Source organism: Amorphoplanes friuliensis DSM 7358 (genome assembly GCF_000494755.1).
GTDB classification, from domain to species: Bacteria; Actinomycetota; Actinomycetes; order Mycobacteriales; family Micromonosporaceae; genus Actinoplanes; species Actinoplanes friuliensis.
In genome coordinates, this window is the sequence record NC_022657.1 from 1,932,096 (window position 1) to 1,944,997 (window position 12,902).

Genomic DNA, 12,902 nt, shown 5'->3' on the forward strand with positions numbered 1-12,902 from the left:
GTCCCCCACCCCCACGTAAGATGACGGCGCGACGGACGAGTCGACCGGGCGGCCGCGTCGGTGTTCCCAGGAACACCGCCGAGGAACGTCCGGACTCCACAGAGCAGGGTGGTTGCTAACAGCAACCCGGGGTGACCCGCGGGAAAGTGCCACAGAGAAAAGACCGCCGGCCACGGCCGGTAAGGGTGAAACGGTGGAGTAAGAGCCCACCAGCACCCCGGGCGACCGGGGTGGCTCGGTAAACCCCACCCGGAGCAAGGCCAAGCAAGGCTGACGTCGCAAGACCGAAGCCGGCGCAGGCACTCGAGGGCTGCTCGCCCGAGTCTGCGGGTAGGCCGCACGAGCTTGCCGGCAACGGCAAGCCTAGATGGATGGCCGCCACCGGCGACCGCAAGGCCGCCGCACACAGAATCCGGCGTACAGGTCGACTCGTCCGTCGCCCACCTCGGCGATGCCCAGCAATCGGTTGCCCGATTGCTGGCTGCCTCCCAGGGCACGCGATCAGGGAGCAGGGCCACGGAGTGATCGATGAGACGCGGCAGCTGCGCTGGTACCTGGGCTTGGGACTGGTTTTTGTCGCCCTCGCCCCGTTGTTGATGGTGACGCTGCTGGTGACCGACGGAGGCACGGCCGTTCCGCTGTTCATCGCCGGCCCCGTCAACGTCGTCGGGGTGGTGTTTGTCGTTCGCAGCATGGTCGCCGGGCAGCGGGAACGGTCGGTCCGGCTCCTGGCGATCGGAAGCATGATCGTGATCGCCGGGACGGCGCTGCTCTTCGGCATGCGTGCGCTTACGGCCTGACGCTGTCCGGGGCAGCGCGGTCGGGTGGTGTTGGCGGAGGATGCCGGGGTGGACAACACGCTGAGGATTCCGCTGGTTGTGTATGTGGTGGCGGTCGTTCTGTTTCCGAGTTTCGGCATAGTGTTCTTGCTGCTGGACGGCCACTGGAGCGCCGCCTTTCTCGTCCTGGTGAGCCTCGCCTACGCGGTCGGGTTGGGACGAGTGTTGCTGTGGCGGCGACTGGGGCGGCCCGCCGTGCCGGCGCGTGGGCGGGTGGGGCCGTAGCGGAGGGGCGAGTCGGGATGGCCTGGTGGTGGCAGGCGCTCATCAGCGTCGGGGTTGCGCTTCTGCTTGCCTGGGTCGCCCTGGTGATTGCGCTGCTGGTCGTCAAGCCTGATGCCGGGCGGTTGAAGGAGGCGTTGCGGCTCCTGCCCGACCTGTTGCGGCTGCTGCGGCGTCTGGCCGCTGATCGGGCGCTGCCCCGGGGCGTACGGGTTCGGCTCGGGTTGTTGCTGGCTTATCTGGCGATGCCGTTCGATTTGATTCCGGACTTTGTGCCGGTGCTGGGTTACGCCGACGACGCGATCATCGTGATTGCGGTGCTTCGGTCGACTGTGCGGCGGGCCGGGATCGAGGCGGTGCGGGGCCACTGGCCGGGTACCGAAGAGGGATTTGCCGCGTTGAGTCGTCTCGCCGGGCTGGGCCGCTGAGCGGGCTCGCCCAGAGCGCGGGTCACTCGGTTGGGTGTGCTGCTTTGGAGACGGCGATTTCCGCTTCGAGGCGTTCGCGGACGTCGGCGGTGACGAAGCGGAACGGCGAGTCCATGATCGTGACGGCCTGGTCCACGTGCAGGGAGTAGCGGGTCATCAGCTCCTCGACGGCTGCCTTCGCGGTCGGTGCCTGCTGGGCGATGGCGGCGATTTCGCTCGCCCAGGTGGCGGCCAGCAGCTTGGCCTCGAGAAGTTGCAGCTCGGTAGCGCTCATGGCCGGACTGTATAACCCTGGCACAGGTGTTGACGCTCGGTGATGGGGCTCGCACGCTGTGACGATGGCTCTTTTTCGATTACGGCAGGGCGGGCGACGGGTCACCGTTGTCGACGCCTACCAGTTCCCGGGCAGTGTGCGGCAGCGGTTCGCTTCCGAGCATCCTGCTCTGACCGCCGACACCATCAAGACCGTCGAGGCCGGTACGCGGCAGTGGTTCCGCCTGGCCGCGCGGCATCCCAAGGCGCGGCTCGCGATGCCGTCCGTTGTTGTGGACGACCTGTGGCACGAGCTGGTGCTGCACACACGGGAGTATGCGGAGTTCTGCGATGCCGCCTTCGGGCGGTTCCTGCACCACACACCTGAGGCGTCCACGAGTGGTGGGTTGAAGGAGACGTTCAGGCTGGCGAAGCAGGACGAGGAAGGTGCCGTCCTGCCGCTGATCTTCCGCGTTGATCATGACCTGGGCGTACCGGGTGGGCGGCACTATCTGGCCGACTGCGGCGGGCGGGGCCTCTGTTACGAGCTGAAGGGCACCGTCTGCATCGAGCACCTCGCTGGTCCGGGCAAGCGACCGGGGGGTGGCTGGGACTTCAAGCGCAACGCTCCGGACGGCGGCATGTCGCAGGCCGGCGGCGACCCGGGCGGGGGCTGCGGAGGGGGTTGCGGAGGCGGTAACTGAGACCCGGCAGAAGCCGGTGTTCAAGCCGCGCCCTCCGCTGCCGATTCTTATGACGTGGCACGTCTGCTTGTTGTCGACGACGAACGGGACATTCTTGACCTTCTGGCGCGCAGGTTGCGCGAAGACGGTCATGAAGTGCTGTCCGCGGACAGTGCGGACACCGCGTTGGCGCTCGTTCGGGCCCATGGGCTTCCGGATGCGGTGGTGCTCGACGTCGACCTGCCTGGCCTGGACGGCTTTCAGCTGCTGAGCCTGCTGCGGCAGGACGGTCCCGGGCTGCGCGCCGTGTTCATCACCGCGCTCTGGATAGAGGATGTTCTCGGGCGGATCGAGGAGTTTGCTGCCCGTTATGTCGCGAAGCCGTTCACCGGTGCCGGGCTCAAGGCCGTGGTCCGTGAGGCTCTGGCGGCATGACTTTCCGGCAGGCTCTTTCGCGTACGGCAGGCTTCGGTCTTGTCTATCTCCTGGCCACCTATCTGGGGCGGCTGACGGTCATGGACGGCACCAGCCTCAGCCTGGTGTGGCCGGCCGCCGGGGTGCTGGCGCTCTGGTTCGTGGCCCAGCGGACGTCGCGCTGGAAGTGGCTCGATGTCGCCGTTCTGGCCGTCATCACGATGGTCGTCAACACGCAGACGGGTGCGCCGGCCCGGCTGGCCGCGGTGTTCGTGGTCGCCAATCTGGTGCAGGCGCTGGTCTTCGCTCACCTGCTCGAACGGTGGGTGCCCGGGTTGTGGAGCACCGGCGGGCGCCCGCTCGCCCGGCTCTCCGAGCTCTGGGGACTGGTCGGGGCCGCGACGGTGAGCACCACGGCGAGCGCGCTGATCGGTCCGACCGGGATCTGGCTGGACAGCGGGCACTACTCGTGGACCTCGGCCGCGGTGTGGCTCGCCCGCAACACCGTCAGCATTCTGCTCATCGGTGTGGCCGCGCGGCGGTTCGACGGTCTGCTGGGCCGGGACCGGATCACCAAGATCAAGGTCAAGTTCCGCTTCGAGTACGCCGCAGTGGTCCTCTGCTCGGCCTGCGCGTACTACTTCGCGTTCCTGGTCGTCGACGGGCTGCCGGTGGCGTTCGCGCTGATCGGGCTGACGGCGTGGGCGGCCCTGCGGCTGCACACGAGTTTTGTCATCCTGCACGATCTGGCCTTCGGGACGCTCGCGGTGCTGTTCACGCTGCACGGGTCCGGGCCGTTCGCGCAGATCGACTCCCTGCCGATGCGGGCGCTGGTCGCGCAGCTCTTTGTCGGGACGATCGCCATCGTCGGGCTGGCGCTCGCGCTCGGCCGGGACGAGCGGGTCGCGCTGCTCGACCGGCTGATGGCGTCCGAGCGCGCCGCCACCGAGCAGGCGCAGCTGCTCACCACGATCATCGACTCGATGTCCGAAGGGCTGGGGGTGATCGACGAGAAGGGCGGCTTCCTGCTGCGCAATCCCGCGGCCACGAGCCTGCTCGGCGGTCGGCCCAACCCCTCCGGACAGGTACGCGACCCCGGCTACTACGGCCTCTTCCACGCCGACGGCACACCGGTCGGTGAGGCGGACATGCCGCACCATCTGGCGTTCGGGGGTACCGGTGTGCAGAACGCCGACTATCTCGTCCGCAACGCGGAGCTGCCCGAGGGGCGGATCATCAACCTGAGCGCGACACGGCTGCCCGTGAACATGGACGGCGCCACGCACGCCGTTGTTGTCTTCCGGGATGTCACTGCGGACCGCCGCCGGCGTGACGAGCTCGTCTCGTTCGCCGGGGTGGTCGCCCATGACCTGCTCAACCCGCTGGCCACCATCGAGGGCTGGGCCGAGGCGCTGCACCAGAGCCTGAACGAGCGCGACGACCACGAGTCCGTCGACAGCGTCATCCGGATCCAGCGAGCCGCCGCCCGGATGAGCAGCCTCATCAACGGCCTGCTCGCCTTCACGACCGCACGGGACGCCACGCTTTCCGCGAGCACGGTCGACCTGCGGGAGGTCGTCGGTGAGATCGCGGCGGGCCGGGTCGATCAGGCGCAGAGCACCGGCACCCCGGTGCCGCGGTTCGTGATCGGTGATCTCGGTGCGGTGGACGCGGACCCGGTGCTGGTCCGGCAGCTCCTCGACAACCTCATCGGCAACGCGGTCAAGTACACAGCTCCCGGGGTGACGCCGTACGTGTCGGTGGTGAGCGAGCCGGCCGCTGACGGCTTCGTCCGGATAGACGTGGTCGACAACGGCATCGGCATTCCGCCCGGCCAGCACGAGGCCATTTTCCACAACTTCCACCGCGCGCACCGGACTGCCGGGTACGCGGGCACGGGTCTGGGTCTGACGATCTGCAAACGGATCGTGGAGCGGCACGGCGGGACGATCGCCGCCACCGACAACCCGTCCGGCCGCGGTTCCCGGATGACGTTCACGCTGCCCGCGGGCAACCACGTGGGCCCCGAAGCGAGGCAACGGTCGCAGGTTTAGACTGCGAGTCCGGATCGTTTGCGGGCATACGTTTCGAAGTGTGAAATGAATGGTCGGCAAGGTCCTGGACCATCGAAAGCACAATGATCGGAATCGGGCCAGAGGTACTGGACACGAAGTTCGGGCCTCGCGCGCGGGTGGCCGCCCGGAGGGGCCGCAGGCGTCCCTGGCAGCACCGATACGGTCCGAAGTGGAGCCGGTGACCCCTCCACGCTCAGTGGTCGCTGCGCCGGGCCGGGTCGAGGGTACTCAACGATCACGGGTCCCGAGCCGGTCGATGCGCCGGAAAAGTCAAATATCAGCAGGTGGGGTCGTCTGTCCAGGAGGGACTCGCCGGTTGAGTACGATGCCCGGCCGGGCGTCTGCCGCCGGGAGCGGGTGTGTGAAGTTCTCCTCGGCCCCCTCCGGTTGACGTGCAAGTTGCACACTCATAGTGTTTGGAGAGTGACGGCGGGTGCGTGCTGGGAGGAATCCGGCAGGGTTGAGCACCGTGCGTCCGACCAGCAGCCGGCCGTAGGGAGTTCTTGGTGAGTGTCGCGATCGGCATCAACGGTTTCGGTCGGATCGGGCGAAGCGTTATGCGCATCATCGGTGCCAATTCCGACTCCGGAATCACGGTTGCCGCCATTAACGACATCGCCCCGGTCGACAGATTGGCATACGCGTTGAAACGCGACAGCCTCCGCGGAAGATTCGGCGGAACTGTCGCGGCCGGCACCGGACAGTTGCTGGTCAACAACCGTCCGATCTGGGCTTTCAGCGAGTCGCAACCGGGGAACATCCCGTGGGCGGAGGCGGGCGTCGACGTGGTCATCGAAGCCACCGGCCGCTTCCGCAACGGCGACCTCGCCCGTGACCACATCACGGGTGGTGGTGCGCGCAAGGTCGTCATCAGCGCCTCAGCCGACGACCCCGACGCGGTGCTGATCTACGGCGCCAACCACGAGCGGTACGACCCGCTGGCGCACCACGTCATCTCGCCGGCCTCCTGCGGGGTCAACGCACTGTCGGTCATGGCGAAGGTGCTGCTCGAGCGGTTCGGGCTGCGGTCGGTGCACACCTCGGTCGTGCTGGCGGTCCAGGGCTGGCAGAAGGCCCAGGACGCCATGACCGGCTCGTCGCGCGACGATCCGCGGCTGGGCCGGGCGACGGCGGAGAGCATCATCCCGCACAACCACGTGGCCGGTGACCTGCTCAGTGTTGCGCTGCCCGAGCTCGGCAAGGTCCGCTACAGCTACTACTGCGTGCCGACACCCATCGGGTCCCTGGCCGAGCTGACCGGCTTCACCGACCGCCCGGTCAGCCGCGAGGAGGTCAACCGGGCCATGGCCGAGGCCGCGGCGGGGTTCATGGGGGGCATCATCGACTACGACCCCGATCCGACGGTCTCAATCGACGTCCGGGACAACCCGGCGTCCTGTCTCTTCGACCCGTCCGGTACCCAGACCACCCCCGACGGCGGCGTGCAGGTCCGCGGCTGGTTCGACAACGAGTGGGGCTTCTCGCACCGGCTGCTGGATCTGGCGCGCCTGATGGGGGAACGTGAGGCCGTACCGGTGGGCGCCCCGTACCGGTCCGGCGTCGTGTAGAAAAGGTCGGGTGACTCCCACCAGCGAGGTCGAGGCGGCGGCGCAACGGATCGCCGGCCGGGTCCGGCGCACCCCGGTGCTGCAGGACGGGCCGGTTCTCCTGAAACTCGAGTTCCTCCAGCACGCGGGGTCCTTCAAGACCCGCGGCATGTTCAACAAGATCCTCACCGCGGCCGAGCGGGGCCTCCCGGAAGCCGGTGTGATCGCCGCGTCCGGTGGCAACGCCGGTCTCGCGGCGGCCTACGCGGCCCGCGAGCTGGGTGTGCCCGCCGAGATCTACGTCCCGGTCACGGCACCACCGGTCAAGGTGGCCAAACTGAGCAAGCTCGGCGCACGGGTCACCCAGACCGGCTCCGAGTACGCCGAGGCGTACGCGGCCGCAATCGTTCAGGCCGAGGTGACGGGCGCCCTGTTCTGCCACGCGTACGACGACCCGGACATGGTCGCGGGCAACGGCACCCTGGGTCTGGAGCTGCTGGAACAGCTGCCCGACGGCTTCGACACCGTGCTCGTGGCCGTCGGCGGTGGCGGCCTCATCGCCGGAGTCGCGGCCGCCCTGGACGGGCGGGCCAAGGTGGTCGCGGTCGAGCCCCGCACCTCCTCGGCGCTGCACGCGGCGCTGGCCGCAGGCGGACCGGTCGACGTCCCCGTGTCGGGTGTCGCGGTCGACTCGCTCGGTGCCCGCCGGGCCGGAACGATCGCGTACACGACGGCCGTGGCGGCTGGGCTGCCGTCGGTGCTGGTCGAGGACCAGGCAATCGTCGACGCGCGCCGGCAGCTGTGGGAGGACTACCGGGTTGCCGTCGAACACGGCACGGCCGCCGCCCAGGCCGCCCTGACCTCAGGCGCCTACGTGCCGGCGCCGGGGGAGCGGGTCGTCGTGCTGCTCTGCGGCGCCAACACGAATCCCGCCGACCTTGCGTGAGCAACTCCGCCTGATCGACCGGGTCCGCTCGGCCTGCCGCGCGGACACCGATCTCGACGCCGCACTTATGTACGGCTCGTTCGTCCAGGGCAGCGCCGACTCGCACAGTGACATCGAGTTCTGGCTGTTCTTCACCGCGCCGCCGTCGCAGGGCCCGCGGGCCTGGATCGAGCGGATCGCCCCGGTCCGGTATGTGGTGCTCAACGAGTTCGGCAGCCACGTGGCGTTCTTTCCGGGGCTGATCCGCGGTGAGTTCCACTTCGCCGGGGTGGCCGACATCGCGTCCGTCCGGGACTGGCCGGCGAGCCCGGTCGAGATCATTGTGGACCGCCACGGGCTTCTGGGGGCGGCACGGCCGGCGGGTGAGATCGACATGACCGCCGACGTGTGCGGACGGTTCGCCAACTGGCTGCTGCTGGCCCACCACGTCGGCCGGCGGGGCGAGCTTTTGCGGCAACGCGATGCTCTCGCCCACGCGCAGCGGCACCTGCTCTGGATGGCACGGCTCGCCGAGGGGCGCACCGGGCACTGACTCACGCCGTCCCGGCTGGCCGAGGCGGAGCTGAGCGCGGAGGCGATCGGCGCGCTTGGGCGCGCCCATGAAGAAGTAAGCGCGGCCTGGCAGGCAGGCCGCGCTCTCTGGCTCAAGATCGACCCCGCGCCGCCTGAGGCGCTCTTCGCCGAACTCGATCAAGCCCTGGGCTGATCAGGCCCGGCCGATCAAGCCCTGGGCTGATCAGGCCCGGCCGATCAAGCCCTGGGCCGATGTGCCCGGAGTGGGTCAAGGCCCAACTTCCGTGAAGTTGGGCCTTCGCGGGGTTGGTGTAGGCCCGACTTCGCTGATGTTGTGGTGATTTTGCTGCTGAGTCGCGAGCGAGTCGGGTCCGGGAGTGAGTGCCGTGAGTGGGTCCGGGGCCGGGAGTGGGTCCGGGGCCGGGGTCCGCGTCCGGGAGTCCGGGTCCGGGGCCGGGAGTGGGTCCGGGGCTCGGAGTGGGTCAAGGCCCAACTTCGGTGAAGTTGGGCCTTCGTGGGGTCGTTGTAGGCCCGACATCGCTGATGTTGTGGTGATCTTGCGTGCTCGCTCGGAGCGAATCGGGGCCTGCAGTGAGTGAGGGCCTGGAGTGGGTCCGGGCTGAAAGTGAGCCCTGGCCTGGAGTGGCTCGGGGCTCGGAGCGGGTCAAGGCCCAACTTCGGTGAAGTTGGGCCTTCGTGGGGTCGTTGTAGGCCCGACATCGCTGATGTTGTGGTGATCTTGCGTGCTCGCTCGGAGCGAATCGGGGCCTGCAGTGAGTGAGGGCCTGGAGTGGGTCCGGGCTGAAAGTGAGCCCTGGCCTGGAGTGGCTCGGGGCTCGGAGCGGGTCAAGGCCCAACTTCACCGAAGTTGGGCCTTCGCGGGGTCGTTGTAGGCCCGACATCGCTGATGTTGTGGTGATCTTGCGCGCTGGCCCAGAGCGAGTCGGGGCCGGGAGTGAGTGAGGGCCGGAAGTGGGTCAGGGCCGGGAGTAGGTCAGGGCCGGTAGTTGGTCCGGCGCCGGTAGTGAGTCGGGCCTTGAGTGGGTCGGGGCTCGGAGTGGGTCAAGGCCCAACTTCGGTGAAGTTGGGCCTTTGTGGGGTCGTTGTAGGCCCGACATCGCTGATGTTGTGGTGATCTTGCGTGCTCGCCCAGAGCGAGTCGGGGCCTGGAGTGAGTCAGGGCCGCAAGTAGGTCAGGCCCCCAGGTAGGTCAGGGCCGCAGGTAGGTCAGGGCCGCAGGTAGGTCAGGGCCGCAGGTAGGTCAGGGCCGCAGGTAGGTCAGGGCCGCAGGTAGGTCAGGGCCGCAGGTAGGTCAGGGCCGGGAGTAGGTCAGGGCCGGTAGTGGGTCCGGGACCCGGAGTGAGTCGGGGCCCGGAGTGAGTCAGGGCTCGGAGTGGGCTAAGGCCCAACTTCGGTGAAGTTGGGCCTTAGCGATGCCGTTGCGGGCCCGACATCGCTGATGTTGTGGTGACCCAGCGCGCTGGCCCAGAGCGAGTCACGGCCCAGAGCGAGTCACGGCCCAGAGCGAGTCACGGCCCGGAGCGAATCAAGGCCCGGCTTCGATCCGCGATCCGGCTGATCGGCTCAGGAGCGAAGAGCCCGGTTCGTAGCGGCCGTCGCCCCCAGCAAAGCGAGCAAAATCCCGGTGAACCAGAGCATCGCAGTGGTCGCCGAAAGGAACCGGGTCGCGATCCCAAGGCCCAGCGCCGGCCCGATCAACCCGAGGTAGGCGATCAGGAACAGCCCAGCCAGGGCCTCACCGCGCACCTCGGGAGCAGCCATCGCCGCGACGGCACCCACGGCCGATTTGAAGAGCAGTCCGGCGCCACCACCCGCGATCGCCCCGCCGACCAGGAACAACATCAGTGACGAGAGCTGCATCCCGGCGCCGAGCACGATCAGCCCGGCGGCTTGCGCAACCACGCCGGTGGTGAAGCGGCGGGCCGGGCTCAGCGCGTTCGAGGCAGCCTGGGTCGCGGCCGCAGCGCCGAAGACCAGGAAGACGACCACACCCGCGAGGAGCCGTCCAGGGTGGTGCAGCGAGCCGGCGACAAAGCTCGGTGCAAGCGAGGTGAACAGCCCGAAGACCGCAAATCCCGCGAATGCGCTTGCCGCCGCGACCGCGTATCCGGCCTGGTCGGCCGCGGCCACCCGGATCCGCTGCGGCCGATAGCGCGGCTTCACGGCCGGCGCGATCACCGTCTCGGGCGTGGCCGCAACCGCGACCGCGCTGAGGGCGAGCAAGACCAGAAAGACGAGGTACGGGGTACGCAGGGGAGCGTCCACAAATTGCGCAAGGGCACCCGCCACCAGGGTGCCCGCGCCCAACCCACCGAGGTTGGCAGCGGCGGAGACCAGCTCAAAACGTCCGCGCCCCGCGTTCGGCTTGTGGGCGCTGTGCAGTTCCAGCAGGTAAGCAGTGGCGGTCGCGGTGATCATGCCGACGCCGAGTCCCGTCACGAAGCGGGCGATGAGTAGACCGGGGAGTGCCGGCCAGACCAGGAACAGCACCGCGGCGACGGCTTCGAGGGCGAGTGCCGGCAGGAGGACGCGGCGGCGGCCGACCCAGTCGGAGATGTGACCGGCGAGCAGGAGGCTGGTGACGACGCCGACGGCGTACACGGCGAAGACGATCGTGACCGTGAACGGGGTGAAGCCGTCCTCCCGCTGGTAGATCGGGTACAGCGGCGTCGGCACGGTGGAGAAGGCCATCGAGACGGCGAAGACGGCGGCGATCAGCCAGAAGCCGGTGCCGTGACGGGTCGAGGTGGCCCGCTCGTGCCGGGGTGCTGCGGTAACGGTCATGGCTTCACGATGCTCCGGCGGAAGCATCATGTACAACGAAGATTCGTGCACGTAACTATCACCGGATGCGATAGTTGGCCGATGGAACTGCGGCACCTCGAATACTTCGTCACGGTCGCGGACGAGCGCAGCTTCACCCGCGCCGCCGCACGCCTGCATGTCGTGCAGTCCGGGGTCTCCGCCGCGATCAAAGCCCTGGAGCACGAACTCGACGCGGCCCTGCTCGAACGCACTTCCAAGCGGGTGACCCTGACCGACGCGGGGGCGGCGTTGCTGCCCAAGGCGCGCGCCGCGCTGGATGCCGCGCGGGCCGCCCGCGACGCCGTCGACGAGGTGCGCGGTGGGCTGCGGGGCACGTTGCGGATCGGGACGCTGACGTCGATCGGGCTGGTCGACCAGCCGGCGCTGCTCGGCCGCTTCCACCGGGCCCACCCCGACGTGATCCTGCAGCTCACCGTCTCGACCCGGGGCTCCGAAGGTCTCGTCGACGCGCTGACCGACGGCAGCCTCGACGTCGCCCTCGTGTCGGTGCCGGGGCGTGCGCCGACGGGTGTCCACGTGCGGCAACTGCTGTGGCATCCGCTGGAGCTGGTCGTCCCGGCCGGGCACCGCCTGACCCGGCTGCCCGTCGTTCGCGTCGAGGACCTGGCCGACGAGCGGTTCGTCGACTTCCCGATCGGTTACGGCAACCGGACCGTGGTGGACCGCGCGTTCGCCGCCGCCGGTGTGGACCGGCAGGTGTCGCTCGAGGTCATCGACATCACCACCGGGGCGGCGTTCGTGCGGCACGGGCTCGGCGTCGCGATCCTGCCGCGCTTCGCCGTACCGGAGGATCTGGATCTGGTCCTGGTGCCGGTGGCCGACGTGGATCTGAACTGGCCGCTGGGGGTTGCGACGTCGGCGGTCCGCGCGCCGAGTGCGGCCGCGCGGGCGCTGCTCGGGATGATCGACGATCACCTGCGGCCGTCCGGGGGTCTCCGCGATGCTGAGTAGATGTCCGAGGACAACCAGATCCAGTCGTCGCGTCAGTTCCGCCGGTTCGCGCTGGTGGTCTGTCTGGTCGGCGTGGCGGTGCAGCTCGCGCTGACGGCCTACTACCTGGGCATGGGGCACAAGGCGACCCCGCGCGACGTGCCGGTCGGGCTGATCGCGCCCGCCGCCAAGTCCGCCGCGATCGTCGACCTGCTCGAGCGTGAGGGTGTCTTCGAGGTCCACGCGTACGCCGACGTCGCGGATCTCCGCGCCGGCATCACGAGCCGTGAGGTCTACGGCGGTGTCGACGCGAGCGCCGCCCAGCCGCACCTGTACCTCGCCTCCGCGGCGGGCCCGGCCGCCGCTAGCCTGCTGCGCAGCACCTACACCACGGTGGTCGGTCAGCAGAACGCCCAGCAGCTCACGGCGCTGGCGCAGGAGGGCACGACGATCACCGTCGCGCAGGCGCAGGTGCTGGCCGGCACTCCCACGATCACCGACGTCGTTCCGCTGCCCGCTGACGACGTCAACGGCGCCTCGCTGGGCTTCCTGACACAGGCGCTCGCCCTCGGCGGCACCATCGCCTCGATCGGGCTGGGCCGCCTCATCCCGCGCACCCGCCGGTCGTGGAAGCGTGCGCTCGGCCATCTGAGCACGCTCATCGTGTACGCGGCCGGATCCGCGGCCGCGGTGCTCTGGTCGATGACGTGGTTCGGGGTGGGCGCCGACGCGAACCACTGGGAGATGCTCGGCATCTTCGCCCTGCTCTCGCTGGCCATCACCGGCTCGACCGCCGGGGCGGTCGCCCTCCTCGGTCCCGGTGGCGCGCTCGTCGGCGCTCTCTACTTCACCGTCGGTACGGTCATCTCGGGCGCGAGCATTTTGCCGGAGTTCCTGCCGGCGTTCGGCCGCCTCCTCGGCGAAAACCTCCCGACCGGCGCCGGCGTCCAGGCCGTTCGGGACAATCTTTATTTTCCGGCCGCACCCATCGGTACGCACCTGCTCGTGCTTGCTCTCTACGCCGGCATCGGGTGCCTCCTCGTGCTGGTCACGAACCTGTTGCCGAACCGCGCCGACCGTGTCTCGGAGGTCGAACTCGACCTAAAAGACCGCATCGAGGGCAACGAGACGCGGGAGCCCGTGGCGATCTGATCCGCCATTTCTTGATCCGTTGTGACGTTCGGCTCGTGGTTCCCTGCACAGGCG

Annotated in this window: 13 protein-coding genes and 1 other RNA gene; 12 read left to right on the forward strand and 2 right to left on the reverse strand. The window is 69.1% G+C overall.

The window, feature by feature from the left end:
* Nucleotides 1–36: 36 nt before the first annotated feature.
* The 4 genes from rnpB to AFR_RS09035 all read left to right on the forward strand — a co-directional run bounded on the left by rnpB (nt 37) and on the right by AFR_RS09035 (nt 1,489).
* An RNA gene (gene rnpB / locus AFR_RS44450) (RNase P RNA component class A) lies at nt 37–436 on the forward strand.
* An 85-nt stretch (nt 437–521) separates the two neighbouring features.
* Complete coding sequence (locus AFR_RS09025; protein ID WP_023359606.1) at nt 522–800, forward strand: hypothetical protein; 279 nt, start codon at nt 522–524, stop codon at nt 798–800.
* A 48-nt stretch (nt 801–848) separates the two neighbouring features.
* Nucleotides 849–1,064, forward strand: coding sequence for a hypothetical protein (locus AFR_RS09030; RefSeq protein ID WP_148307911.1), 216 nt, complete (start codon nt 849–851; stop codon nt 1,062–1,064).
* A gap of 17 nt (nt 1,065–1,081) precedes the next feature.
* Nucleotides 1,082–1,489: a YkvA family protein gene (locus AFR_RS09035; protein WP_041841939.1), complete on the forward strand. Its 408-nt coding sequence runs from the start codon at nt 1,082–1,084 to the stop codon at nt 1,487–1,489.
* 22 nt (nt 1,490–1,511) lie between these two features.
* Here the strand turns inward: AFR_RS09035 and AFR_RS09040 are convergent, their stop codons facing one another.
* The gene (locus AFR_RS09040; RefSeq protein ID WP_023359609.1) at nt 1,512–1,763 is read right to left on the reverse strand and encodes a hypothetical protein; all 252 of its coding nucleotides are present in this window, start codon (nt 1,761–1,763) and stop codon (nt 1,512–1,514) included.
* Nucleotides 1,764–1,827: 64 nt separating this feature from the next.
* Here AFR_RS09040 and AFR_RS43475 point away from each other — a divergent pair, with 64 nt between their 5' ends.
* The 6 genes from AFR_RS43475 (at nt 1,828) to AFR_RS43480 (ending at nt 7,938) form a co-directional block, all read left to right on the forward strand.
* Nucleotides 1,828–2,445 (forward strand): glycine-rich domain-containing protein, encoded by a 618-nt coding sequence (locus AFR_RS43475; protein ID WP_148307912.1) that lies wholly within the window; start codon nt 1,828–1,830, stop codon nt 2,443–2,445.
* Between the two features lie 54 nt (nt 2,446–2,499).
* On the forward strand, nt 2,500–2,859 hold the full coding sequence (locus tag AFR_RS09050; protein ID WP_041840718.1) for a response regulator: 360 nt from the start codon (nt 2,500–2,502) through the stop codon (nt 2,857–2,859).
* On the forward strand, nt 2,856–4,892 hold the full coding sequence (locus tag AFR_RS09055; RefSeq protein WP_023359612.1) for a sensor histidine kinase: 2,037 nt from the start codon (nt 2,856–2,858) through the stop codon (nt 4,890–4,892). Before AFR_RS09050 ends, AFR_RS09055 begins: the two co-directional genes overlap by 4 nt.
* A 527-nt stretch (nt 4,893–5,419) precedes the next feature.
* Complete coding sequence (locus AFR_RS09060) at nt 5,420–6,481, forward strand: type I glyceraldehyde-3-phosphate dehydrogenase (RefSeq protein ID WP_023359613.1); 1,062 nt, start codon at nt 5,420–5,422, stop codon at nt 6,479–6,481.
* Nucleotides 6,482–6,491: 10 nt separating this feature from the next.
* The gene (locus AFR_RS09065) at nt 6,492–7,406 is read left to right on the forward strand and encodes a threonine/serine dehydratase (RefSeq protein ID WP_023359614.1); all 915 of its coding nucleotides are present in this window, start codon (nt 6,492–6,494) and stop codon (nt 7,404–7,406) included.
* On the forward strand, nt 7,399–7,938 hold the full coding sequence (locus AFR_RS43480; RefSeq protein WP_023359616.1) for a hypothetical protein: 540 nt from the start codon (nt 7,399–7,401) through the stop codon (nt 7,936–7,938). Before AFR_RS09065 ends, AFR_RS43480 begins: the two co-directional genes overlap by 8 nt.
* A gap of 1,565 nt (nt 7,939–9,503) precedes the next feature.
* Here the strand turns inward: AFR_RS43480 and AFR_RS09075 are convergent.
* Nucleotides 9,504–10,724: an MFS transporter gene (locus tag AFR_RS09075; protein ID WP_023359618.1), complete on the reverse strand. Its 1,221-nt coding sequence runs from the start codon at nt 10,722–10,724 to the stop codon at nt 9,504–9,506.
* 81 nt (nt 10,725–10,805) lie between these two features.
* On the opposite strand from AFR_RS09075, the gene AFR_RS09080 reads away from it, so the two are divergent.
* Both AFR_RS09080 and AFR_RS09085 read left to right on the forward strand, forming a co-directional pair.
* Complete coding sequence (locus AFR_RS09080) at nt 10,806–11,717, forward strand: LysR family transcriptional regulator (RefSeq protein WP_023359620.1); 912 nt, start codon at nt 10,806–10,808, stop codon at nt 11,715–11,717.
* Nucleotides 11,718–12,848 (forward strand): ABC transporter permease, encoded by a 1,131-nt coding sequence (locus AFR_RS09085; protein WP_023359622.1) that lies wholly within the window; start codon nt 11,718–11,720, stop codon nt 12,846–12,848.
* Nucleotides 12,849–12,902 lie beyond the last annotated feature (54 nt).

Excerpts from the sequence above, each read along its gene's own strand:
- AFR_RS09085 (WP_023359622.1), top strand. The coding sequence starts at position 11,718 with ATGTCCGAGGACAACCAGATCCAGTCGTCGCGTCAGTTCCGCCGGTTC.
- AFR_RS09080 (WP_023359620.1), top strand. The coding sequence starts at position 10,806 with ATGGAACTGCGGCACCTCGAATACTTCGTCACGGTCGCGGACGAGCGC.
- AFR_RS09075 (WP_023359618.1), bottom strand. The coding sequence starts at position 10,724 with ATGACCGTTACCGCAGCACCCCGGCACGAGCGGGCCACCTCGACCCGT.
- AFR_RS09040 (WP_023359609.1), bottom strand. The coding sequence starts at position 1,763 with ATGAGCGCTACCGAGCTGCAACTTCTCGAGGCCAAGCTGCTGGCCGCC.
- AFR_RS09055 (WP_023359612.1), top strand. The coding sequence starts at position 2,856 with ATGACTTTCCGGCAGGCTCTTTCGCGTACGGCAGGCTTCGGTCTTGTC.
- AFR_RS09035 (WP_041841939.1), top strand. The coding sequence starts at position 1,082 with ATGGCCTGGTGGTGGCAGGCGCTCATCAGCGTCGGGGTTGCGCTTCTG.
- AFR_RS43475 (WP_148307912.1), top strand. The coding sequence starts at position 1,828 with ATGGCTCTTTTTCGATTACGGCAGGGCGGGCGACGGGTCACCGTTGTC.